We start from the raw sequence: 23,509 nt of genomic DNA, 5'->3' as shown, positions 1-23,509 counted from the left end.
TCATTACCTGCTCTGGTTCGAATGGTATCTGATTCCTGGACAGCTTATTGAATCATAATTTTATGGGCACTCAAGCCTTTTTCGGTTAGGCATTCCAGCGTGTAAAGCCCAGTGGTTAGACCGGCAACCATGATTCCATTGGCAGGAAGTGTTCCATTCTGCACTACCTGTCCCTGTGCGTTGAGCAAGCGGTAGGATTTAACGAATTCCGCTTCACCACGCAGGAAAATACGATTGCTGCTTGGGTTGGGGAACGGAGAAATGGTTGTTGGATTTAGTGTTTGTTCCTCACTGTTCGTGATTTCCTGAGGCGTATAAGTGGTGTTGATATGGATACCTTCGTGAGTGATAGCTGCCACATCGACCAGATCCAGATAGGGTAATACTTCGTTACCGAATCCAGCCGACTGAATGGAGATGATCAGGTCTTCGCTCATCACAAAGTTAAGTTCGGCAATTAGGCCTTCACCGCTGACGGCTTGCCCATCTTTGCGGACGATAGCTACTTCGATAAGGTTTTTGTCGGGAGCTTCCTGGAAGATGTACAGCAGCTCTTCTTCTGAACCTAACCAGGAATCCGTAAAATCAAGGCTAAAGGAACCAGTCTCAAAGAATTTGGTATCAGCAGCTATGGCAAAGGCAATACCGTAAAAATCAGGTAGCGGATTGCCGATATTGCCTATACTCAGTGGCAGGGACAGGGATTGGTTCGGGACGATAATTTCAGGGAGTTCCAAATGCAGCTCATAAGGGCCATCATCATTGTAAACTGCAGGCAGATCGGCGGAGTAGTTATGAAAACGGTCATAATTGATCGCTAGGACTTCGGCATCACCCTCGTCAATGAGCCCGTTGCCATCCGCATCAGCATGCTTAAGGTTTAGGCCATTGATGGTAGTTGCATCCCAGTCTTGTACTTCCAGTCCAGTCCAGCTGGTATTAGGTTCCTCATGTGCCGGTCCTTCCTGCCCGAAATGAACACCAATATTGAGTAAATCCCAGGCGTTAGCAATCCCATCGCTGTTGATGTCGCCAGCGTAGAAAAGCGGACCGAGGCATTCCATATCCAGCGGTAAGAAAACGGCAATGCCGGAGGCTACATCATCGTTGGCATCAAAGATAGCATCGTGGATATCTGTTAACTCAGTTGTGCACCAGCAATTCTGAGAGATGTTGACATTATTGGGCGTAGCGATATAAATGCCGATGCTGTCATTGTCACAAATAGTATTGTTTCGGACGATAGCTCCCGGACCATCCAGCTGAATACCAATGGTATTGTTGGTAAAGGTATTATTAATGATATTGCTTTCCGGGGAAGTCTCCGTAGTTCGGACCCCCAGCGCATTATCCGAAAAAAAACAGTTGCGGATATTGGTCCGGTAGGCATAAATTCCATACTCCGTACTGCCAATGAAAGAGGAGCTGTCCGCATCGATTAATAGGGCTGTGGCTACCTGACCGTTATCCTGAAAAGTAGAGTTCCGGATAATGGCCCGGTTGATGACGATGTTATTATTGATGAAGCAGAACTCATTATTGGTGAAGATACAATCTACGACCCGTGCGCCTTCGCTGCCATCCGAAAAAGTATAAAGGTCTTCAGTAGCACGTTCGTTATTGCTGAAATTACAATTAAAGAAGGCCGCTCGCCCGCGCACCCCTACAGTATTGTCAGAGAAGTTGCAGTTGGTCATAGTCGGCCAATCGTAACCCTCATCGCCGTGCTCGATGGCTACAGTATTGAATTGGAAGGTGGCATCATTGACGAATCGATAGCCACCACCATTGTATTTTATTCCTTTGTCTGCATATTCCATAGTGAAGTGGCTAAACTCCATCGCGATGGTAGTCCATAGAGGGGTGGTACTGAAGATGCCTTGCCAGGTGCTCTCTTGTGGTGTAGTAGGGGCCAGGGTGAACAACAAGGGTTCAGTTGCTGTGCCATTGGCGAATATAGAACCCGATCGAAGTTCAATGCCCGTATTTTCAGTAAACTGAACCTCAACGCCAGGCTCAATAGTTAAGCTTGCACCCGGGAAGACCACTACATCTCCGGTGACGAGGTATGGGCTTCCTGACTGAGACCAGACAACCGGATTGAAAATGCCACCACTGACTTCCGTTTGTGCCTGCAGAAACGAATAGCTCAGTAGGGTAAAGAGAATGGGGAATAGTTTACAACGCATAATGCACATTTTTTGATGTTAGAAAGTCATGGTGGCTGCTCATTGTTGGAGGAGCCTTCTATCGACGATTACAAACATGCAGGTTTATTAGGATTCAATAAAATACATTGATTGATAATTATTCCTTATCTTTAGAAAAGACTTTTTTATTAAAAGTTGATTATCAGTGATATAAAGTGATTGTCAGTGGGGGATAATTCCTTAAATAATACCAAAGTTGTACGTCTGCTTCAAAGCCTTTCACCCAAAGAAGCGAAAGATTTTGCGCAGTGGCTAACTTCCCGATCCCCATCAGGTAACAGTGCGCCTCAAAAGTTGTTGGCTGTGCTGTTGTCGTACCATCCGGATTTTCCCGCAGTAGCGCTTGAAAAAATGGCAGTTTTTAAAAAAAGCTTTCGGGGCAGAGGCTTTTCGGGCAATTATCTGCGCAAACAGTGCAACGCCCTTTACGTGGCTTTGCAGAGCTGGCTGGTGCAGCAACAAGCTAATCGGCAATGGGAGGAATTGCTGTTTCTCAGGCAATTGCAGGAGCGGAAATCTGATCATGATTTTCAATTGTTCCTTAACCCAGCAAAAGAATCCCTGGAGCAGTACCCTTATCGCGATGCGGAATACTTTGAAAGAACTTATCTACTGGCTCAGGAGCAGGACCGCTTTTTTGGCCGGCAGCAGGAACGCCGCTATGATCCTGCCTTGCAACGACAATCGGATGCGTTGGATCATTATTTTATTATACAAAAACTACGGCTTGCCTGCGAAATGCTCAATCGCAACCGAATTATTCAAGCCGAGTATGCGCCGCATTTATTACCCGAAATATTAAAGGTCATTAAACAGGAAACCCGATTCCGCGAGGTTCCCGCTATTGCGATTTACTGGCAGGTTTGGCGCAGTTTACAGGCGGATTTTTCGATGGAAGATTACCAGGAATTTGTCGACTTGCTGTTGGTACATCCTTCCACTTTCCCTCCTGAAGAAATGCGTGAGATTTACCGCTATGCACAGAATTACTGTATTCGTCAGATCAACGGGGGGCAGCGAGATTTTTCACAACACCTGTTGAAGCTCTACCAGTATCAGCTGGACCGTGGCTTATTCTTACTGGACGGTATTTTTCCTGCTAATGATTTTAAGAATATCATCACTCTCGGGCTACAGCTAGAAGCTTTTCCATGGATACGAGAGTTTCTGGAGGATTATCGACAGTACCTGTCTCCTGTCCAAGCCGACAATATCTATAATTACTCCTTAGCACAGTTTTATTACACCACAAAGACTTATGACAAGGCGGTGGATCTCTTGCGCGAAGTCCAGTTTACTGACCGATACTATGATATTAATGGAAGTATTATGCTCCTGAAAATCTACCTGGCCCAAAAAGACTATTTTTCCTTTCATTACTTCCTGGACGCCTGCAAGATCAGAATGCAACGCAATCGCGAGGTGGCGGCAGACTATCGAAAGTCGATCATTAATTTCCTCAAAATCTGTAAACGAATTGCTGACCTGCAAGAGCGGAGCCCTTATCTTAGTACCGCTCAGTACCAGCGGCGCCACCAAAAAATTGAGCAGCAAATGACAACAGTCAGGCCACTTTTTGACCAATGGTGGCTGCAACAAGAACTGGGGAAACTAGCTCGGGGGAATTGATCTACTGAGCTTTGGGGAGGGAACCCCATCAAATCTGCATTCTGTTTATCCCTTGCATTTACCTCAGGTAAGATGCGCCGTTTGCATCCAAGATGCAGCCAGTGGTATACATGGCTTGTTCAGAAGCCAAAAAAAGGATACAATGCGCCATTTCCTCAGGTTGGGCGACTCTGCCATTTGGGATTTGACTGCGGATGGCATCCCCGCTTTCGCCCTGCAGGTGCTCCGTTGTCATGTCTGTTTCCACAAAACCTGGAGCCAGCGTACCAATGAAAATATTGTGAGGTGCCAGCGCTTGCGCCAGGGACTGTGCCAAAGCATTCATGCCGGCTTTTGATGCACCATAGGCAGGGTGCGTAGGCTCTCCGCGGAAGGCGCCACGGGAGGATACGAAAACGATACGTCCGCCGCCCTGCTCAATCATCTGTTGCGCAACGCAGTAGGTGACATTCGCGGCCCCCGTCAGATTGGTGTCCAGGGTCTGTTGCCAGGCTTCCTGCCATGCCTGATAACTCACTTCGGCAATCGGGTGAGGTATGAAAACCCCCGCGTTATTGACCAGGATATCGATACCGCCCATTTCTCCAGCTACTGCTTCCACCATGCGTTCCACCGCTTCCGGATGGCTGATATTGGCCCGGACCGCAAAGTGGCCTTCGCCAGTAAGGCTGTTGATGGCATCGGTCGCAGCAACTTTATTGCTGTTGAAATTGATGGCCACGCGTGCACCTGCTTCCGCAAAAGCCTGAGCCGTAGCTTTGCCGATACCACGGGAGCCGCCCGTAATCAGAACTCGTTTGCCTGTAAAATTCATAGACTTGGAGGGTTTATCGCAATAAAGCGAATAGGAATTGAACGTAGACGATTTTGGTAATTAAAGATACGGGCAACATCAACGTGAAGCCAATATTGGGCAGTTTATTACCTGCTTTCTCCAGGGCAAAATCGAGTACCGCCGGCTGACTGGCCACCATACCCGTCAGGAAACTGAAGGGTATCTTCAGTAGTTTGTAACCGATGAACAGGGTCGCAATAGCCGTGATAAAACTGATGATGGTACCAGCCAGGAAAATAATACCGCCGCCGCCCTGCGCAACGGTATCCACGAAGGTGTGCCCGGAATTCACGCCCACTCCTGCCAGGAGCAGGATCAGGCCAATCTGCCGGAGCGTCAGGTTAGCGCTATAGGGCAACGTCCAGACAATTGGGCCCGTACGCCTCAGCGCTCCAAGGATTAGCGCCACGATGATAGGCCCACCAGCAAACCCCAGCTTAAAGGAAGCATCGCCGGGCAATTGAAAGGTAATCATGCCCAACAGCAGGCCAAGGGCCATGCCCAGCCCAAAACTTAGCAGGTTGATGCGGCTGAGGGCATCGTAGGAGTCCCCGAAGAGTTTGGAAATCTTGGGGATGTCCTGCCGGCGGGCTACAAAGCGGACCCGGTCGCCCAGCTCCAGCACAAGCTTAGAGTTGGCCAGCAGGTCAATATCGCCTCTTCTTACGCGGGTGATGATGGCGGCAAATCGCTCGTTGAGGTTGAGGGTAGACAGGCGCTCGCCCGCAATATCAGGATTGGAGACAAATATCCGGCGGGTGTCATATTCCGACCGGTCGGAGGACAGGCGGAAAGGCATATTTTTACCGAGTAGCTGAGTAACCCGTTCAATTTCCTCCTCATCGGCGATCAAGGCAACCTGATCACCAACCTGTAAGTTGGTATCGTAATTGGTCAGGAGGGTCTCATCTCCCCGGACCAACCGGCCAAAAACCACATTTGCATTGAGTTTCCGCTTCAAATCCCGCAGCGGGATACCGGTAACATCAGGTTGGGTGATTTCTACCGTCTTGCTGGTCACCGTTTGCCGCACCGGGTATTCTTGCTTGAGTTCCCGCTCCTCAGCCAGGTAGTCGATCTTCAGCAACCGGTGCATGACATTGATCGCAATCATCACCCCGATGACGCCCATAGGGTAGGAGAGGGAGTAGCCAATTACAGCGCGTTCGCTCATCGATTTGGAGTCAACGCTGCTCAGATTAGCATTGCTTATGGCATCCAGCAAACCAGCCAATGCAGGGGTATTGGTCGTGCTGCCTGCGTACAGCCCGGAGGTGGTGCTGGCATCGAAGCTGAACAGGAAATGCAGCCCGAAGGCAATGGATGCCGAAAGGGTGAGCATGACGATCACAAATACAATATCCCTTGACCCCCGTTGCCGGAACGTAGCGAAAAAGCTGGGCCCGCTGCTTAGCCCAATCGTGTAAACAAACATGGCCAGCCCCAGAAAGATGATAATATCCGGAATATGGAGCTCCGGGCTGAGCCCGCCAACGCCAAGCCCGACGAACAGTACCGCGGCTACACCGAGGTTGCTGCCGCGTATCCGGATACTGCCCACACCGTAGCCCAGGCCAGCTACTACGAATAATAGCAATAGAGGGTTTTCGATGAAGGCGTCAACCATGCAGCTGTTTTATTTCAGGTTACCTACATACTTGAAGAGGCGGCTCCAGTTGATGCCGTTGCCAATCGACCCTTCTTTTGTAGAGAACCAGATGATGATAGGCTTTCCGACGATGTGGTCTTCGGGGACAAAGCCCCAAACCCGGCTGTCTTCAGAGTTGTGCCGGTTGTCGCCCATAGCCCAGTAATAATTCATTTTGAAGGTGTACTCGTCCGTTTCTTCCCCGTTGATGAAAATCTTTCCGTCCCGGATTGCGAGCTCGTTGCCTTCGTACACTCCAATAATGCGTTTGTAGAGGCTAATGTTTTCAGGGCTGACCTTTATTGTGGCCCCTTTTTCAGGCACATAAACCGGCCCGTAGTTGTCCACTGTCCAGCCGGGGAAGTTTTTCGGGTCGTGCGGGAAGAGCTTCTCCGGGTTGGTATCCAGTTCACCGATGTTCATAGGCTCCATAGTGATGCCTTCGTCCAGGCCCTGGATTTTGGCTTTTTGTTCATTGGAAAGAACGATAATGAAAGTGGTATTGCCCTGCTGAGCGATGATGTCCTCCGAAGAGATGCCCCAGTCTGAAAACTGACGGGTATTGATCGCTGCATTGGGGAAGGTCACCTGATACATATACTGCAGGTGCTCCGGGTTATCTGCCGGTTGCCCATTGATGTACACCTGCCGGTCGCGGATTTCCAGGCTGTCGCCACCTACTGCAATTGCGCGCTTAATATAGTGGTCCTTTTTGTCCATAGGGCGGACGACCAGCTTCTTATTGCCCGTCTTGATCTGCCGGGCGTACTGTGGCGGGATAGCGCCCCTATTGTAATCGTGTATGCTCCAGGTCCGGCCAGGGAAAATGTAGACGCTATCTCCCTCCGGATAGTTGAAAACAATGGGATCGTTACGGTCAATGCTTTCGAGAGCAGGCAGGCGGTAGTAAGGCAGCTTGGGCTTTTTCAGGTACGACTCTGCGTCGATAACCGGCGCACGGTTATGCAGCAGCGGGATCATGGCCACCGTTTCCGGCGTACGGATGCCATAGTGGGCTTTACTGACAAACAGAAAATCCCCAACCAGCAAGGATCCCTCCATAGAAGAAGTTGGGATAACGTAGGCTTCGATCAGGAACATCCGGATGAAAGCGGCTGCAAATACAGCAAAAATCACCGCCTCCGCCCATTCCCTGACCTGAGACTTATGGTAAGGGTTGCTGCTCTGTAGTTTCTTCAGCTTGCGGGTTTGGTTCTCCTCCTGTGCTTCCAGAAGTTGTTGTTTGTACTCCGCCTCTTTGATCAGTGTGGGGCCATCGTACTGTTCCTCCGGCTTGAAAGCCAGGTAAAAAAAGTAAAAGGGCGCGAAAAGCACCGCCAGCACACTGTCCAGAAAACCATAGTGCCGGAACGAGCGCACCATATCGATGGCCATACCGGCATAGATGAAGATATTGACAATAGGGAAAAGCAGCCAGGCAGCATGCGTACCTTTCCGGCCGATGAGCTTGCACCATTCCACAAAATTCAGGCCAGGGACCAGGCCCTTCCACCCATCTACCCCCGCCTTGGGAAACAAAAAGAAAAGGCTGATGGAGAGCAGAATATAGCTGATCAATAAAAAGAGAAAGAAACCCATGCCGTGTTGATTTACTTTTGGTAACGCGCAAATATACTCCTTCGGGACGGAAAAAAAATATACGGCTGCACTTTCGGCAGTTTGTAGCGGTGACAGCTACCGCTGCGGAGGTGCTTGCCAAAGCCGGTAAAGTGCGTTCCGGAGGATTCGCATAAGGGAAACGCCGGGCAAGGGTTTCGATTGCAGGCGCCTGGACGAACACCAGCGAATATCAGATGAATTACTGAATTTATGGTGAGTGCGCTCCAAATAAGGCACAATATGGAGGACAGAACCAGGGGGTGTTCGTGTTGTTTAAGATAAAAGCAAGCGGGCCTGTTCCCAGCATGCCAATCGCTGTTTTTCGGATAGTAGTCGAAAAAAGTGGCAGCTTCAGGCAAAAGCACTTATTATTGGAACCGAATCAATTCAGTCTATGGAACCGAAAGATTTCTTCGATTACGGTATCAAAAAAGTAAAATCGCAGTTTATGAGCGAATCAACAAGCGAGCGGAGCAAACACGTTGACACCATTATTCGTAACCACGTGGTATGGTCAATGGGCTCCGGCCTGATTCCGGTGCTGATTGCTGATATTTTTGCAGTCAGCGCGGTACAGTTGGATATGATCCGGCAAATGAGCAAGGTGTACGATGTGGATTTCTCAGAGACGCAGGGCAAAGCGATTGTCACTTCCCTGACGAGCTCTACCCTGGCCAGGATCGGCGCCGGCAGCCTTGCGAAAATGATCCCGGTGGTTGGTTCAGTAGTAGGCGGCATTACGGTTTCCGTATTTGCTGGTGCTTCTACCTACGCCCTCGGGCAGGTATTTAAGCGGCATTATGAGTCAGGTGGCACCATTTTAGACTTTGACCCTGCCCGACTGAAGAAGATGTACAAGGAGCAGTTTGAGAAAGGTAAAAAAGTAGCAGAGCAGTTGCGTAAAGAGAAGACGTCGAAACCAACCACTGAGGAAGCAGTAAAGGACAATCCGGCAGATTACACTCAGCCGGAGGCTACCGGTGCCGCTGCAACCGAACCGCCTAAAAGTAAGGAAGACGTGCTTGACCGCCTGCGGGAGCTGGGCAAACTACGGGACGAAGGCATCCTCTCTGAAGAAGAGTTCCAGTCGATGAAGGCTAAGCTGATTGCGTCTTTTTAGCAAAAGATTTTCACCAATCCATCAAAACCGGGCTGCCGGCTGCACCGACTGATCTGTGAATTGCCCGGCCTGATATTTAAAATAGCCCGCAACGGCAATCATAGCCGCATTATCGGTACAGTATTCAAATTTGGGAATATAAGTCTGCCAGCCTTCTTTTTGCCCCATTTCCGCCAGTCCACTCCGTAAAGCCGAGTTGGCGGACACGCCACCGGCAATAGCGATTTCTTTGATCCCGGTGCGCCGGGCTGCCTTGCGTAGCCGCTTGAGCAGGATGCTGACGATACGGTCCTGTACGGAGGCACAGATGTCACTCAGGTGATGCTGAATAAAGTCCGGGTCCTCTTTAATTTGTTCCTTTAGAAAGTAAAGAATGGAGGTTTTCAGCCCGCTGAAACTGAAGTCCAGATCCGGTATCCTCGGTTCCGGAAAGTCGTAAACAGGTTTGCCTTGTTGGGCCAGCTTATCAATGATTGGCCCGGCAGGGTATTCCAGCCCAAGCAATTTTCCGGTTTTGTCAAAGGCTTCTCCTGCCGCATCGTCCAGGGTTTGTCCGAGGACTTCCATGCGGTCAGGCGCATCCACTTTAACGATTTGGGTATGCCCACCCGAAACGGTCAGGCAGAGGAAAGGGAATCGGGGCTTGGGGGCCTCCGCAAAATGTGCCAGTACATGCGCATCCATGTGGTTGACCTCAATAAGCGGAATATCCAGGCTGAGAGCCAGCGATTTAGCGAAAGCGACCCCTACAATGAGGGAGCCCATCAGGCCCGGGCCCCGGGTGAAGGCTACTGCATCAAGGTCGGTTTTTTTGATCCCTGCCTGCCTGATGGCCAGGTCCACAACCGGAATAATATTAATTTGGTGAGCGCGGGATGCAACCTCGGGCACGACCCCTCCGTATAAACGATGCGCATCCTGACTGGCAACACAATTGCTCAGGATTTTCCCATCCATAAGCACAGAAGCAGAAGTATCATCGCAGGAGGACTCTATCGCCAGTATGGTGGTAGGCATATTGCTGAATTTATTTCATTGACTGCAAACATAAGTAACAATCCCAAAATCAGTATAGATTATGGCAGCGCCAGCATTAAGAAAGAAAAAGCAACCATCAGCATCTAACGCTTCATCAGCTGCTCTGCGCGGCACAGATGCTAACTGTGTGGTATCGCCCGGCACGCACATTGAAGGCGATTTTAAATCAGAAGAGAACATCCGGCTTGATGGCTCCGTACAAGGGACCGTTCACTGCAGCAAGCGCCTCGTAGTGGGTGAGAAAGGAGCTATTGATGGCGAGGTAAAGGCAGGTACAGCCGTTATTTCAGGCCGGATTACGGGCAATCTCACGGTGGATGGGGCTTTGCAGCTTACCAGTACCGCAAAAATTAAAGGAGATATACAGGCCAAACGCATGTCCGTGGAAGAAGGCGCAACCTACAACGGGAGCTGCCGAATTGGAGAATAAGCAGGGTTGGCCTGTCATTAGCTAGCAGGCTGAAGGTCAGCAAGATTTGTTCCGGGAAGGTCTGAGCCAGTGCCTTTCTGCCACGATAGGGTAAAATTGCTCGTGGGCTGATACCAGTTTTTCGGGGGAAATTATTTATACTTGCGTCAAAACAAACCGAAAAATGAGAATAGTCATTAACCTGATTCTAGCCGCCATCGTAGTAGGTTTGGTCTGGGTACTGATCAGCAGTATTCAGGAGCCTATCGCTTTTAAAGCCGAGAAAGAAAAGCGGGAAAATGCTGTGATTGACAAACTGATGAAGATTCGTACGGCTCAGGAAGCCTTCCGGAACATCAAAGGCGGGTTTGCGCCATCCTTTGATTCTTTATCTTATGTCTTGAAGAACGACAGCTTTGCCATTGTTAAAGTGATTGGTGACCCTGATGATCCGAACTTTACCGGTAAAATCATTTATGACACGACTTATCTCCCTGCCTATGATTCCATTCGTGCGGTGATGGGAATGTCATTAGATTCTCTGCGTTATGTCCCTTACGGTCGTGGTCAATCCTTTGATATCAAAGCGGATACCATTACCTACCAAAGCACAACGGTACCTGTTGTTGAAGTGGGCGTGCGCCGCAAAGAGTTTATGGGTGCCTTTAAGGACCCCCGCTTTGCTCGTTATGACAGCGGCTATGACCCCAATAGCGTACTGAAGTTTGGTAACATGAATGCACCAAACCTCTCCGGCAATTGGGAAAGATAATCCAACAGCTCATATCGCCAACTTTTGAAGCAAGTCATACGAAGACCTATGAACTGTCCATCCTTGTGGGGGTGGACAGTTTTGGTTTTGCCATACTTAGCGATCAGCAGCGGCTTCTGGCGCTTCGGCAGTATAGCCTTGAAGATAGGCCCTTAGATGCGGATATGCTGGAGCAGCTTCACCGAAAGGATGAGCTCTTATCTGCCTCCTTTCGGAACATCCGCCTGGCTTTTGCCACCCCGAGGCAGGTCATTGTTCCGGACCGGCTTTACAACCCGGATGACCACCTCACTTATCTGGAAGGTACTACCCGGCTTTCGGATCGGGATACCGTCCTTGCCGATCAGGTGGCATCACTCCATACCTGTTTTGTTTATGCGGTGGAAGATTCGCTCGAAGCGGCTGCCCGCCGCCTCTTTTCGGGTTGCAGGATTTTCCATCTGGGCCATGTGCTTCTGGAAGGACAGCGCCGGTTGGTCAATCATAAAGATGGAGCCTATTTTCACCTGTTGGATGGGCATCTTTTTGCCAGCGTACTGCAGAATGGGGCTCTGGCTTTTTTCAATGCCTACCGTTACCGGAGCGCCAAAGATTTTGTCTATTACGCTATGCTGGTCTTCGAACAGGCCGGGCTTAGCGCAGAATCCACGCGGGTGTATCTGAGTGGCCAATTGGTCGAGGCCTCCGAAATCTATCGCTTGCTTGCCCGTTATCTTCCCCTCATGGAGTTTATGGACACCCGGGCCATTTTTAAGTTTGATTTGGAAAACGACCGCGAGGTGGCTTACCAATACTTTGATTTGCTCAGCCTGAGCTTGCTATAATAATCTGTCTATGCGCATTATAGGAGGAGCCTTTAAAGGACGGCGCTTTAACCCGCCAGCGAAGAACTGGCCCACCCGGCCTACCACTGACTTTGCCAAAGAGGGGTTGTTCAATATCCTTTACAACACGTTTGACTTTGAATCTCTGAGGGTTCTTGACCTTTTTGGTGGCACGGGCAATCACAGCTATGAGTTTATTTCCCGGGGCTGCCGTGATGTTACGTATGTGGATAAGTTTCCAGGATGTGTCAAGTTTGTTAAAAAAACGGCACAGGAGCTGGGAATCGAAGACCAACTCCGGATCGTGCATAGTGACGTATTTAAATTTATGCCGCTGGACGGCCAGCAGTACGATTACATCTTTGCCGGCCCGCCTTATGGTTTGCCCGTTATTGACAGCATCCCTGATCTGGTATTTGAGCATGGCCTGTTAGCAGCTGATGGCTTGTTTGTGATGGAGCACAACCCCAACCACAGTTATCAGGATCACCCTAACTACGAGCAGGAGCGGCATTACGGGAAAACCATTTTCAGCTTCTTTGGCCATACTGCGGATGAACAAGCCTGATCTTCGTTTTTAGCTTGAAGGGAACTACCCACCAGACTGAGGTGTTGTCCAGTCAACCCGGTTCCTGAAAATGTAAGAAATCTAATTTGCATGCTGCTATGAAATGGTCTTATCTACTACTGATCCTGGTCTTTCCGGCGCTTACTCAAGCCCAATATGACTTCACTGGTACTTGGACTGGCACTCTCACTCAAAATACAGGAGGGTACGCCCCGGAGTATGATTTTACGCTTTACCTGCAACAGGAAGGGAATAAAATCACCGGTCGTTCCTACGTTAAATATGGAGATATTTTTGCGGAAATGAAGCTGGAAGGGCAGTTGGTTGGCGATAAAGCCATTCACTGGGAGGAAAGTAAGATCATTGATCACTGGAAGCACGAAAACATGGAGTGGTGCTTTAAGCAAGCCACTCTTTTCATCGTATCTCAGGGTAAGGAGGATAAGCTCGAAGGCCCCTGGAGCGGCAATACCGGCGATTCAGAGTGCATCCCCGGCAAAATCATACTCAGGCGTACTTCTCCCCGCGCCTGATACGGTTATGCAAATGGGCTGCAGAAAGCTGCACGAAACTCCTCAAAAATTGATACTTTTGGCGCTTTGCCGCAATACCCTTATTAGATGAATATTATAGAAACGATTCAATCTGGCGTAGTACAGGCTGTTAAAAGCCTTTATGATGCTGACGTTACCGCTGATTCCGTGACCTTGTCTCCGACACGCAAAGAGTTTGAGGGCGACTATACCGTGGTGGTATTCCCCTACACGAAGATAGCGCGCAAAAAGCCGGAACAAATTGGGGAAGAACTGGGGCAGTACCTGAAAGATCAGGTGGCGCATGTTGCCGATTTCAATGTGATCAAAGGTTTCCTTAATCTGGAAGTCAGCGATAGCTTCTGGGCAGCTTTTGTAGGCGATATCTATGCGAAAGAAGACTTTGGCCGCTTGCCGGCTAACGGGCAAAAGGTGATGATAGAGTTCTCTTCCCCTAACACCAACAAGCCGTTGCACCTGGGCCACATCCGGAATATCCTGCTGGGCTGGTCGACTTCCCAAATCCTGGACGCGGCTGGCTATGAGGTGGTGAAAGTGCAGGTGGTCAACGACCGGGGCATTGCCATTTGCAAAAGCATGCTGGCCTGGCAGCGGTTTGGAAATGCAGCCACACCTGCCTCCGCCGGTCAGAAGCCTGACCACTTCGTAGGGCATTTCTATGTAAAGTTTGAGCAGGCCTTCAAGGAAGAATACAAAACCTGGCAGGCTTCCGAAGCCGGACAGCAGGTATTCGCAGCCTGGAAAGCGGATGAGAAGGCTGTGAAAAAAGCGGAGAAAACGCTGGACGAGAAAGCCCGCAAAGCTATGGCGAAAGCAGAGCGGGAAGGCAAAGGCTTTGAGCCGGCTGAATACACGCTGGAAAAGCATTTTTTCGGAACGATTTATAAAAACACTTACTTCAACGAACACAGTGAGCTCGGGCAGGCTGCCAAAGCTATGCTGTTGAAGTGGGAAGCAGGCGATGAAGAGGTGATCGCGCTTTGGAAGCAGATGAACGGCTGGGTATACGAAGGCTTCGACGAGACCTATGAACGGCTAGGTGTGGAATTTGACAAATTGTACTACGAGTCTGATACATATCTGCTTGGCAAAGACACGATCAAGACGGGCCTTCAGAAGGGGATTTTCTACGAAAAGGAGGATGGCTCGGTATGGATTGACCTGACGGATGCCAAGCTTGATCATAAGCTGGTGCTGCGGAGTGACGGCACCTCCGTTTACATCACTCAGGATATCGGTACAGCACAGGAACGGTACAAAGATTTCGGCGTGGACAAAATGGTCTACGTGGTAGCCGATGAGCAGGACTATCACTTCAAGGTCTTGTTTGAGACCCTGAAGCGGCTGGGCGAGCCCTATGCTGAAGGGCTTTACCACCTCAGCTACGGCATGGTTGACCTGCCTTCCGGCAAAATGAAGAGCCGGGAAGGAACCGTGGTGGACGCGGATGACCTGATGGCTGAAGTAATTGCTGAGGCCCGGCAAAATACAGAAGAACGGGATACCCTCAATGATCTGAATACAGAGGAACGGGAAGCCATCATCCGGCAAATCGGACTGGCGGCGCTGAAGTTTTTCATCATCAAGGTGCAGCCGCAGAAGCGGATGGTATTTGACCCCAAGGAATCGGTGGACATGCAGGGGCAGACCGGGCCCTATGTGCAAAACGCCTATGTGCGGATTCAGTCGGTGCTGCGCAAAGGCGGAGAACAGGATCTGCAGGCAGCCGCTGAATACGCGACACTGGAAACCATCGAAAAGGCTCTGGCTGGCCAGTTGTATGCCTTTCCTGCTGTGATTCAGGAAGCTGCGGCTAATTATGATCCTTCAGGCGTGGCCAATTACTGTTATGATCTGGCGAAACAGTACCACCGGTTCTATCACGACTTCAGTATTCTGAATGCAGAGTCGGATGCGGCTAAAGCCTTCCGGCTGAAATTGTCACAGGCGGTGGCGCATACGCTGAAGACCGGGATGCAACTCCTGGGCATCGAAATGCCAGCCCGGATGTAAACCGCCGATTTCCCAAAAAGACTATTAGAATCTAAAGATATGAGCAACGAAACCAAAGAATCTCTAAACTTCATTGAGCAAATCATTGAAGAAGATATCAAAAATGGCAAGCATGGCGGGCGCGTACATACCCGTTTCCCACCGGAGCCTAACGGCTACCTGCATATCGGGCATGCCAAGGCTATAACGGTCAATTTCGAAATTGCTCAACGGTACGGCGGTAAAACCAACCTCCGCTTTGACGATACCAACCCCAGTACGGAGGAAACCGAATACGTGGAGAGCATCAAGCGCGATGTTAAATGGCTGGGTTTTGACTGGGAAGGGGAGGCTTTGTTCACCTCCGATTACTTTTCGCAGTTGTACCAGTTTGCAGTGGACCTCATCCGGAAAGGCCTGGCCTATGTAGACGACTCCTCTGCTGAGGAAATTGCGGAGCAGAAAGGGGATATTGGCGTACCGGGTAAGGAAAGCCCCTACCGGAACCGCAGCGTGGAAGAAAACCTGGAGCTTTTTGAAGGGATGAAGGACGGGAAGTTTCCTGACGGTTCCAAGGTACTGCGCGCTAAAATCGATATGGGCCACGACAACCTGTTGCTCCGCGACCCGGTGCTCTACCGTATTAAGCGGGAAGACCACCACCGTACTGGCAGTGATTGGAACATTTATCCCATGTACGACTTCGCGCATGGGCAATCGGATTCCATTGAGGGCATTACCCACAGCTTATGTTCGCTGGAGTTTTTCCACCATCGGCCATTGTACAACTGGCTCATCGAAAAGCTGGAAATCTTCCCCAGCCGGCAGATTGAGTTTGCGCGTATGAACGTGGCCTATATGATCACAAGTAAGCGAAAGCTGCTCCGGCTGGTCAAGGAAGACCACGTGCACGGCTGGGATGATCCCCGTATGCCAACGCTTTCCGGTATGCGCCGCCGGGGCTATCCACCAATGGCTATCCGGACATTTTGCAACAAAGCCGGTACGACAAAGCGGGAAAACCTTATTGATCTCAACCTGCTCGAATTTTGTGTGCGCGATGAACTGAATAAGACCGCTCCGCGAATTATGGCGGTGCTTGATCCGCTCAAGGTGGTAATCACCAACTATCCGGAAGGGCAGGTAGAGCAAATGGAAGTGGAGAACAACCCGGAGGATGAGTCGATGGGCACCCGGGAAATGCCATTCTCCAGAGAGATTTATATCGAGCGCAAAGACTTTATGGAAGACCCGCCGAAGAAGTTCTTTCGGATGGGGCCTGGTCGTGATGTCCGCCTGAAAGGCGCATATATTCTGCACTGCGAGGATTATGTAAAGGATGAGGCTACGGGCGAGATTAAGGAAGTACACTGCACGTACTACCCAGACAGCCGTTCCGGTGATGACACTTCCGGCATCAAGGCGAAAGGCACCCTTCACTGGGTTTCCATTGCACATGCACGAAAGGCAGAAGTGCGGCTTTATGACCGCCTGTTTACCGATCCTACGCCAGACCGCCACGAGGACAAGGATTTCCTGGAGTTCCTCAATCCGGAATCGCTGAAGATACTCGAAGAGGCGTATGTGGAGCCTAATGTTGGAAACCTGGAAGCCGGGCAGCAATTCCAGTTCTTAAGGATGGGCTACTACTGCGTGGATCCTGACTCGACGGCTGACCATTGGGTATTCAACCGGACGGTGACGCTGCGGGATACCTGGGCGAAGCTGCAGAACAAAGGTTAGGCAGGCTGAGTGTAAAAAGGTTTAAAACCCCGGAGATTACTGTTTTTCTCCGGGGTTTTCTTTTGGATCATCGATATGGTCCTTCTTTTGGATTAGCCGCAGGACCTCCTTAAACTCTTCGATATCCTGCTCTTTGCGGTCTTCGAACATGCGGGCAATATTTCTGCCGCTCATGAACTCGCCGCTTCGGTGTATGCCCCGCAGGAAGGAATCATACCCTTTGCCGTGGTGGTAGTAGCCCAGGGGGGCAATCACATAACTGGCCACGAATGACCCGCAGGACTGGCACTGCACAAAAACCTTATCTGACTCGCCGATTTTCCGGACCAGGATATTCCTCATATCCGTGGAATCACAAAATTGGCAATGCTGAGCGTGAAGTTCCATAGGTTAGGGTTTAAAAGAATAGGGGAATATAGAAAATACTTGTGATCGCAGTACCGATCAAAGCCAATAAAGTTAGGATAAGGCCTGCAATTAGCATATCCTTTGCCTGCAATAGGCCGGAACCGAAAGCAATTGCGTTGGGCGGGGTACTCACAGGCAGTGCCATGGACGTGGAACACATGATAGCAATAGCAATGGAGAACAGCAGCTCATTGCCAGGCAGAGAGACGGCAACCGGTATCAGGAGGTTGGCCGTAGCTGTATTGCTCATCACGGTAGTCATGCCGGCCGCCATAAGGAGTAGAATAGCAAAGACAAACAGGAATCCCTGGTCCATAGGTAGGGCATGAGCGATCGTATCGGTCAGGCCGCTTTCATCGAGCACCACACCCAGGCAAAGGCCACCACCGAGCATAAACAGAATGTCCCAGGATATATTCCGGAAATCGGCCGTATTGAGCAAACCAATACCGAAGCTGGTGATAATGCACAACAGCCCTACAAAACCAGTGCTGAGCCCTGTCATTCCACCGGTAAGCCAGCCCAGAATGGTTAGGACGAATATGACCATGACAATCTTTTGTCTCACGGTAAAGTTATCGGCTGAGGCAGGGTCTTCGTCTATGGTAATTTCAATTTCTCCGGGAGGATAGAGCCGCAGCAACAGTTGCCAAAGCGCCGCAAGCAACAGTAGCAATAGTGGAATACTGATGATCATCCAAAGGGCGAAGGAAATTTCTATGCCCGCCCGGTTGAGGTATTCCATGGCGATGGCGTTGGGCGGCGTACCAATAGGCGTACCCAGCCCGCCAATATTACAGGCAAAGGGAATGGCCAGAGCGATGGCTTTGGAAAAGGCAGACCCTGCCGGGATTTGAAGAATCAGGGGCCCCACAATAGCAAACATCATTGCAGCTGTAGCTGTATTGCTCATCCACATGGACAAGAGTGCAGATATGGCAATCAGGCCCAGGAGTACCCGTTCGGGCGCACTGCCGGTCTTTTGGATCATCCAGTTGGCGATGCGGCGTGCCAGCCCGAATTTGTTGAGCAGAGCAGACAACACAAAGCCACCCATGAATAAAAGGGTGATATCTCCAAAAAAGGCTTGAAGGAAATCATCCTTTTCTGCTGTTTTGCCTAGTCCTTCGAGGACGGGGAGCAGCCAAAGGACACTCATTGCCAGTACCCCCATACTCGTAATATAAAGGGGGACTGTTTCTGTAATCCAGAAAAGTGCTGTGATCAGAAGAATAGTCAGCGCCACAGATTCGCCCGGCCCCAGCCCCAAGACAGCCCGGTACAGACCGAATGAATGGGCCAATAAAAAGGCGATTGCGATGCTTAAAGCAGGCCAGTGAGGCCGTAGTCGTTGGAAAATCAGTTCCATCTCTTTAGAATTAAGCGTCAATATTAGGTGATATCACCGGGATGCCAAAGTTTGGCCTGGCTGATATTTATCACTTTGAAAATGAGTGTATTCTGCATTGTTTGTTTTGAAGAGGTATTTGCCAATTATTGACGGGCGAATTGCCAATTTTATCGAAAAAAATAGAAGAAAAATGTAAGCGTGAGAAAATTTACTATATTTATCCCCCAACTAACAGCAGGGCTAAATCACAAATCTGCACCCCGGTTCCAGCCCGTCAGGTTATTGGGACACAAGCAAAATTAGCGATTCATAAGACCGGAAGCTGTCTGGCTTTTTCAGTTCAGCAGTATAAAAACCATGTGCCACGGATGTGTACGTGGCTCTATTATTATGTCAAAGTGGCTTAATGCCACCGTGCTTTGCATTCATTAGTTCATTAAACTCAAAATTGTATGAATTACGCTACAAAGTTCAGCATGCTGCTGGCTTTGCTGTTCACTACGGCAACAGCAATGGCTCAGTTCAATGTGACTGGCAACGTAACCGATGGGAGTGGAGAACCTCTGATTGGGGTTTCTATCATTGTCAAAGGTTCCACAACAGGTACCGTTACTGATTTTAACGGTGACTTTAATCTAAATGTCAAAGGAGAGCGTGCTGTCCTTCTGTTCTCCTACACCGGCTTTGCCTCCCAGGAAATAGAGGCTACTCCGGACAACAACCGCCTGAATGTTACCCTGGAAGAAGACATAGCCGATCTCGAAGAGGTGGTGGTGACGGGCCTTGCTTCTGGTGTGAAACGCTCCAATCTGGCGAACAACGTATCTACCATTTCGAGCCAGGAACTTACCGAGGTGACCACTCAGCAAACGATAGATGGTGCTTTGTACGGTAAGATGACCGGCGTGAACATTATTTCCAGCTCCGGTGCGCCCGGTGGTGGTATTGCTATGCGCCTGCGGGGTATTTCCTCCCTGACCGGTAACAACCAGCCGCTGTTTATTATCGACGGGGTATACATCAGCAATGCTGAAATTCCAAGTGGCTTGCGTTTTGCCTCCGGTGCGAACTCCGGCTCTGAGGAGAATGCTTCCAACCGTCTGGCTGACCTAAACCCTGAGGATATTGAAAGCATTGAGGTGCTGAAGGGCGCTTCAGCCGCTGCTATTTATGGTACCCGGGCAAATGCCGGTGTGGTTATCATTACGACCAAGCAGGGGCAGGCTGGAAAAACCAAGGTACGCTTCGAGCAGGACTTTGGTGTGAACACCATTCAGCGCTTCGTAGGCCGCCGTCAGTACACGGCTGCTGAAGTGGAAGAAGCCTTCGGTCCGGATGAGCGGGCTCGCTTCGAGCGTGCTGTAGCAGATGGTGAAGTCTTTGACTACGAGCAGGAAATTTATGGCAATGACGGCTTCATTACAGATTCCCGTATGTCCATTTCCGGTGGTAATGAGAAAACGACGTTCTACTTCAACACCAGCTACCGGGATGAGGAAGGCATTATTGAAAATACTGGCTTTGAGCGCTTCTCCATGCGTTTGAATGTGGACCACCGCATTTCTGATAAGATCAAAATGGGCGTTAATGCCAACTACATCAACTCTTTTGCGAGCCGGAGCTTTACCGGTAATGAAAACGAGGGCGGCCTGAGCTATGGCTACAATCTGGCATTCACCCGTGACTGGGTGAACCTGTTCCCGGATGCGCTGGGCAACTACCCGACGAACCCTAACGCGGCGGGCAACCCCATTTTTGTACGCGACAATACCTGGAACGAAGAGCGCAACAACCGCTTCATTTCCGGTGCGAATATGGAAGTTAACCTCTATCAGACGGACCGTACGATCTTTAAGCTGACGGGTAATGTGGGCGTTGATTTTCTGATGAATGAGACTTCCGTTTATGTGCCGGAGACCCATCAGGCGCAGGCAGGCGGCAACAACGGCTTTATTGGTGAGGGCCGCAATGGCTTGCTGAACTATAACTATCAGGCTTTTGCAGTGCTGGACCACTACACAGAGAGCAATATCAATTTTAATACGCAGATTGGTATGACCTATCTGAACTTTGACCGGGATCTGGTCCTCAACCGGGCTACACAGTTGATCCCCGGTCAGACGAACCTTCAGAACTCCGGTGCACAGCAAATCAGCCAGGCCCGGGCAACGGAAGAAGACTTCGGTATTGTCGCTCAGGAGCAAGTCAACTGGGATGACAAGATCATCGGTACGGTGGGTATCCGCTTTGACAAGTCGAGTCTGAACGGTGATCCCAACCAGTTTTTTGCTTTCCCGAGGGCATCGCTGGCGGTCAACGTAGCCAACTTTGACTTCTGGAGCATCAATAGCATGAATCAGTTTAAGCTGCGGGTTGCTTACGGTGAAACGGGCAGCAGTGCTTCATTCGGTTCGCTGTTCACGACGCTGGCTTCCACTAATATTGGTGGACAGGTAGGTATCCGTGCAGGTGGTAGTCTTGGTAATCCAAACCTGGAGCCTGAAACTTCTCAGGAACTGGAATTTGGAGCTGACTTTGGTATCCTGAACAACAAACTGAATCTTGGCGTAACTTACTACATCCGTGATGTAGAGAACCTGCTTTATGACTTTGACATCCCATCTTCTACAGGCTGGGCGGATGAAAGCCGGAGCGATTTTGACCTTCGTAACCAGGGCTTGGAGGTACAGCTGGGCTTCACTCCGGTCAATCGTGAGAAATTCCAGTGGAACTCTACAGTAAACTACTGGTACAACCGCTCGGAAGTGACTCGCCTGGGCGTGCCGCCATTTGTTCCAACCGGTGTTGCGTTTGGTTTGGGCCTGGGTACTTTCTTTGTTGAAGAAGGCGAGCCTATCACACAGCTAAAGGGTAATGGTGCAGAGGGCCCTGTAACCATTGGTGATGTGGAGCCTGACTTCCAGTTGGGCTGGTTTAACCAGATTAAGATTGGCAATAACATCGACTTTACCTTCCTGACCCATTGGAAAGAAGGAGGCGATGTACTCAATCTGTCCCGCCTGCTAACCAACCTTGGTGGTACAACACCTGAGGAGTATGCCGATCTGGTCGGGTTTGTAGAGGATGCTTCCTACTTCCGTTTGCGTGAGGTTGGTCTGTACTACACCCTGCCTAAATTCAGCAATACCATTAGCCGTCTGCGTGTTGGTGTTTCCGGCCGTAACCTGCTTACACTGACTGACTACAGCAGCTACGACCCGGAAGTATCCACCAAAGGAACTACCGGTCTGTCGACGGGGATTGAGGTAACGCCTTTCCCAAGTACGCGTCAGGCTTACTTCCACGTTACTGCTGAATTTTAATCAGACCAGACCAATCTATTTTTGAATTTAAAAGGAAACATTCCTATGAAAAATATAAATCTGATCATAAGCACATTATGCCTGCTGGTCCTTGGTGCCTGTACCATCGACGAGCAGTTTGATCCCAACGCGCCTAGTGTGAGCGCTATTCTTTCCGAGGCAGAGCCTAATGAGCTGGACCTCTTGGTCTACGGGGCAGAAGCCCGGATGCGGACGGCCTGGGATACGTATATTACCTCCACGGGTTCAGTCGCCCGGGAGCTATATCTGTTTGATGCAGACCCTCGTAATACAGAGGACCTGCTGGGCAAAGAAGGACGCAGCCTGGATAATAACACCTTTTATCTTACTGCGCCATGGGGGACCCGTTATCAGGTAGTGAAGAACGTTAATCTGTTGCTGGATGCACTTCCCAATGCTCAGGGGGCTTCTGAAGCAGAGCTCGCCGGCTACCGTGGCTATGCAAGAACCGTTAAAGCACTGATGTTCCTGCAGGAGCTCATGCGCCTCAACGATAACGGTATCCGGGTGGATGTTGCCGACCCGGAAAACCTCGGGCCATTTGTCAGCAAAGCAGATGCTTTCACTGAGATTTTCAGCCTGCTGGACGATGCCTATGATGATCTTCAGGGTGCCGAATTCCATTTTGCACTCTCGGCAGGCTATGCCGGCGGCTTTGATACACCGGAAGGTTATGCTGAGTTTAACCGCGCTATAGCAGCCCGGGCGGCTACCTATGCACAGCAATACGGTAATGCGCTCAGCTACCTGGAGGATTCCTTCCTGGACCTGGATGGCGATATCACTGTCGGGCCGGAAATGATCTTCAGCACCGCTTCCGGTGATGTACTGAATCCGGTATTCAAAATTCCAGGGCAGAGCGGCGACCAAATTATTGTCCACGACTCCTATATCGAAGATATCCGGGAAGGCGATATGCGTTTGTCGAAGTTCCGCCCACGGGTGGATGCTACCTCTCAGGACGGGCTGAATGGTACGCATGAGACAGCCCTGTATGAGTCTGCGCTTTCGTCAATCGATATCATCCGTAACGAGGAGCTGATCCTGATCTATGCGGAAGCGAGCATTCAGGAAGGTAGCCTGGATGATGCAGTGACGGCCCTCAATGTGATCCGCAATGCGCATGGACTGGGCGATTATGATGGAGATGTTAACCGCGATGCACTGATCGACGAAATGCTGTACAACCGCCGCTATTCTTTCTGGGCGGAAGGGCACCGTATGTTTGACCTGCGCCGCTATGGTTTGCTGAATGCGGATAACCTGCCGATTGACCGGCCTGGTGATCAGGTTTTCCAGCAGTTCCCGATTCCGCTCAATGAGAATCAGTAAATAGCAAGTAAGTGCCTTAGGTACTGATTGCAGTATGCCCCGGAAGCGAAATAATGGCTTTCGGGGCATTTGTATTTTAACAGGCCGAAACCGACCGTTCCGTAAAGCTTCA

At 50.2% G+C, this 23,509-nt stretch carries 18 protein-coding genes; 11 read left to right on the top strand and 7 right to left on the bottom strand.

Going from position 1 to position 23,509, the window contains the following annotated elements; all coding sequences use genetic code 11:
• Positions 1-44 precede the first annotated feature (44 nt).
• Entirely contained in the window at positions 45-2,189 is a 2,145-nt protein-coding gene (locus ACO08I_RS05140; protein ID WP_282774259.1) for a right-handed parallel beta-helix repeat-containing protein, read from the bottom strand.
• A gap of 372 nt (positions 2,190-2,561) precedes the next feature.
• On the opposite strand from ACO08I_RS05140, the gene ACO08I_RS05135 reads away from it, so the two are divergent.
• Positions 2,562-3,839 (top strand): hypothetical protein, encoded by a 1,278-nt coding sequence (locus ACO08I_RS05135; RefSeq protein WP_282774261.1) that lies wholly within the window; start codon positions 2,562-2,564, stop codon positions 3,837-3,839.
• A gap of 58 nt (positions 3,840-3,897) precedes the next feature.
• Here ACO08I_RS05135 and ACO08I_RS05130 read toward each other — a convergent pair whose 3' ends face one another.
• Genes ACO08I_RS05130 through lepB form a run of 3 tightly spaced genes read right to left on the bottom strand, consistent with a single transcriptional unit; the run spans position 3,898 to position 7,921 of the window.
• Positions 3,898-4,653, bottom strand: a complete 756-nt coding sequence (locus tag ACO08I_RS05130) for an SDR family NAD(P)-dependent oxidoreductase (RefSeq protein WP_282774262.1) — start codon at positions 4,651-4,653, stop codon at positions 3,898-3,900.
• Between the two features lie 13 nt (positions 4,654-4,666).
• A complete protein-coding gene (locus ACO08I_RS05125) occupies positions 4,667-6,301 on the bottom strand; it encodes an aspartate:alanine exchanger family transporter (protein ID WP_282774264.1) in 1,635 nt (544 codons plus the stop codon).
• A 9-nt stretch (positions 6,302-6,310) separates the two neighbouring features.
• A complete protein-coding gene (gene lepB / locus ACO08I_RS05120; RefSeq protein ID WP_282774266.1) occupies positions 6,311-7,921 on the bottom strand; it encodes a signal peptidase I in 1,611 nt (536 codons plus the stop codon).
• Positions 7,922-8,390: 469 nt separating this feature from the next.
• On the opposite strand from lepB, the gene ACO08I_RS05115 reads away from it, so the two are divergent.
• Positions 8,391-9,062 carry a DUF697 domain-containing protein gene (locus ACO08I_RS05115; protein WP_421948704.1) on the top strand — a complete coding sequence of 224 codons (672 nt, stop codon included), beginning with the start codon at positions 8,391-8,393 and terminating at the stop codon, positions 9,060-9,062.
• A gap of 21 nt (positions 9,063-9,083) precedes the next feature.
• On the opposite strand, the gene tsaD is transcribed toward ACO08I_RS05115, so the two are convergent.
• Positions 9,084-10,079, bottom strand: coding sequence for a tRNA (adenosine(37)-N6)-threonylcarbamoyltransferase complex transferase subunit TsaD (gene tsaD, locus ACO08I_RS05110; protein WP_282774269.1), 996 nt, complete (start codon positions 10,077-10,079; stop codon positions 9,084-9,086).
• A 61-nt stretch (positions 10,080-10,140) separates the two neighbouring features.
• Here tsaD and ACO08I_RS05105 point away from each other — a divergent pair, with 61 nt between their 5' ends.
• From ACO08I_RS05105 to ACO08I_RS05075, 7 genes are all read left to right on the top strand, one after another.
• Positions 10,141-10,530, top strand: a complete 390-nt coding sequence (locus ACO08I_RS05105) for a bactofilin family protein (protein WP_282774271.1) — start codon at positions 10,141-10,143, stop codon at positions 10,528-10,530.
• A gap of 163 nt (positions 10,531-10,693) precedes the next feature.
• Positions 10,694-11,281 carry a hypothetical protein gene (locus ACO08I_RS05100; protein WP_052516427.1) on the top strand — a complete coding sequence of 196 codons (588 nt, stop codon included), beginning with the start codon at positions 10,694-10,696 and terminating at the stop codon, positions 11,279-11,281.
• Entirely contained in the window at positions 11,269-12,105 is an 837-nt protein-coding gene (locus ACO08I_RS05095) for a DUF3822 family protein (protein WP_282774274.1), read from the top strand. Before ACO08I_RS05100 ends, ACO08I_RS05095 begins: the two co-directional genes overlap by 13 nt.
• Positions 12,106-12,115: 10 nt before the next feature.
• On the top strand, positions 12,116-12,673 hold the full coding sequence (locus ACO08I_RS05090; RefSeq protein ID WP_282774276.1) for an RsmD family RNA methyltransferase: 558 nt from the start codon (positions 12,116-12,118) through the stop codon (positions 12,671-12,673).
• A 98-nt stretch (positions 12,674-12,771) separates the two neighbouring features.
• Positions 12,772-13,206, top strand: a complete 435-nt coding sequence (locus ACO08I_RS05085; protein ID WP_044228231.1) for a hypothetical protein — start codon at positions 12,772-12,774, stop codon at positions 13,204-13,206.
• 87 nt (positions 13,207-13,293) lie between these two features.
• Positions 13,294-15,240 carry an arginine--tRNA ligase gene (gene argS, locus ACO08I_RS05080; protein ID WP_421948703.1) on the top strand — a complete coding sequence of 649 codons (1,947 nt, stop codon included), beginning with the start codon at positions 13,294-13,296 and terminating at the stop codon, positions 15,238-15,240.
• Between the two features lie 39 nt (positions 15,241-15,279).
• Positions 15,280-16,962 carry a glutamine--tRNA ligase/YqeY domain fusion protein gene (locus ACO08I_RS05075; RefSeq protein WP_282774279.1) on the top strand — a complete coding sequence of 561 codons (1,683 nt, stop codon included), beginning with the start codon at positions 15,280-15,282 and terminating at the stop codon, positions 16,960-16,962.
• A 36-nt stretch (positions 16,963-16,998) separates the two neighbouring features.
• Here the strand turns inward: ACO08I_RS05075 and ACO08I_RS05070 are convergent, their stop codons facing one another.
• Positions 16,999-17,349 (bottom strand): hypothetical protein, encoded by a 351-nt coding sequence (locus ACO08I_RS05070; protein WP_052516426.1) that lies wholly within the window; start codon positions 17,347-17,349, stop codon positions 16,999-17,001.
• Between the two features lie 10 nt (positions 17,350-17,359).
• Positions 17,360-18,673: an SLC13 family permease gene (locus ACO08I_RS05065; RefSeq protein WP_421948702.1), complete on the bottom strand. Its 1,314-nt coding sequence runs from the start codon at positions 18,671-18,673 to the stop codon at positions 17,360-17,362.
• A 500-nt stretch (positions 18,674-19,173) separates the two neighbouring features.
• Here ACO08I_RS05065 and ACO08I_RS05060 point away from each other — a divergent pair, with 500 nt between their 5' ends.
• Both ACO08I_RS05060 and ACO08I_RS05055 read left to right on the top strand, forming a co-directional pair.
• Positions 19,174-22,044 (top strand): SusC/RagA family TonB-linked outer membrane protein, encoded by a 2,871-nt coding sequence (locus tag ACO08I_RS05060; protein ID WP_282774283.1) that lies wholly within the window; start codon positions 19,174-19,176, stop codon positions 22,042-22,044.
• Between the two features lie 45 nt (positions 22,045-22,089).
• Positions 22,090-23,397 carry a RagB/SusD family nutrient uptake outer membrane protein gene (locus tag ACO08I_RS05055; protein WP_282774285.1) on the top strand — a complete coding sequence of 436 codons (1,308 nt, stop codon included), beginning with the start codon at positions 22,090-22,092 and terminating at the stop codon, positions 23,395-23,397.
• Positions 23,398-23,509 lie beyond the last annotated feature (112 nt).

Origin of the sequence: Phaeodactylibacter xiamenensis (assembly GCF_965229835.1) — a bacterium.
In the GTDB taxonomy this organism is placed as follows: domain Bacteria; phylum Bacteroidota; class Bacteroidia; order Chitinophagales; family Saprospiraceae; genus Phaeodactylibacter; species Phaeodactylibacter xiamenensis.
This window is presented reverse-complemented; position numbering and strand designations above follow the sequence as displayed.

Excerpts from the sequence above, each read along its gene's own strand:
- ACO08I_RS05090 (WP_282774276.1), top strand. The coding sequence starts at position 12,116 with ATGCGCATTATAGGAGGAGCCTTTAAAGGACGGCGCTTTAACCCGCCA.
- ACO08I_RS05105 (WP_282774271.1), top strand. The coding sequence starts at position 10,141 with ATGGCAGCGCCAGCATTAAGAAAGAAAAAGCAACCATCAGCATCTAAC.
- ACO08I_RS05055 (WP_282774285.1), top strand. The coding sequence starts at position 22,090 with ATGAAAAATATAAATCTGATCATAAGCACATTATGCCTGCTGGTCCTT.
- lepB (WP_282774266.1), bottom strand. The coding sequence starts at position 7,921 with ATGGGTTTCTTTCTCTTTTTATTGATCAGCTATATTCTGCTCTCCATC.
- ACO08I_RS05060 (WP_282774283.1), top strand. The coding sequence starts at position 19,174 with ATGAATTACGCTACAAAGTTCAGCATGCTGCTGGCTTTGCTGTTCACT.
- tsaD (WP_282774269.1), bottom strand. The coding sequence starts at position 10,079 with ATGCCTACCACCATACTGGCGATAGAGTCCTCCTGCGATGATACTTCT.
- argS (WP_421948703.1), top strand. The coding sequence starts at position 13,294 with ATGAATATTATAGAAACGATTCAATCTGGCGTAGTACAGGCTGTTAAA.
- ACO08I_RS05135 (WP_282774261.1), top strand. The coding sequence starts at position 2,562 with ATGGCAGTTTTTAAAAAAAGCTTTCGGGGCAGAGGCTTTTCGGGCAAT.
- ACO08I_RS05115 (WP_421948704.1), top strand. The coding sequence starts at position 8,391 with ATGAGCGAATCAACAAGCGAGCGGAGCAAACACGTTGACACCATTATT.
- ACO08I_RS05130 (WP_282774262.1), bottom strand. The coding sequence starts at position 4,653 with ATGAATTTTACAGGCAAACGAGTTCTGATTACGGGCGGCTCCCGTGGT.
- ACO08I_RS05070 (WP_052516426.1), bottom strand. The coding sequence starts at position 17,349 with ATGGAACTTCACGCTCAGCATTGCCAATTTTGTGATTCCACGGATATG.
- ACO08I_RS05100 (WP_052516427.1), top strand. The coding sequence starts at position 10,694 with ATGAGAATAGTCATTAACCTGATTCTAGCCGCCATCGTAGTAGGTTTG.
- ACO08I_RS05125 (WP_282774264.1), bottom strand. The coding sequence starts at position 6,301 with ATGGTTGACGCCTTCATCGAAAACCCTCTATTGCTATTATTCGTAGTA.
- ACO08I_RS05075 (WP_282774279.1), top strand. The coding sequence starts at position 15,280 with ATGAGCAACGAAACCAAAGAATCTCTAAACTTCATTGAGCAAATCATT.
- ACO08I_RS05085 (WP_044228231.1), top strand. The coding sequence starts at position 12,772 with ATGAAATGGTCTTATCTACTACTGATCCTGGTCTTTCCGGCGCTTACT.
- ACO08I_RS05140 (WP_282774259.1), bottom strand. The coding sequence starts at position 2,189 with ATGCGTTGTAAACTATTCCCCATTCTCTTTACCCTACTGAGCTATTCG.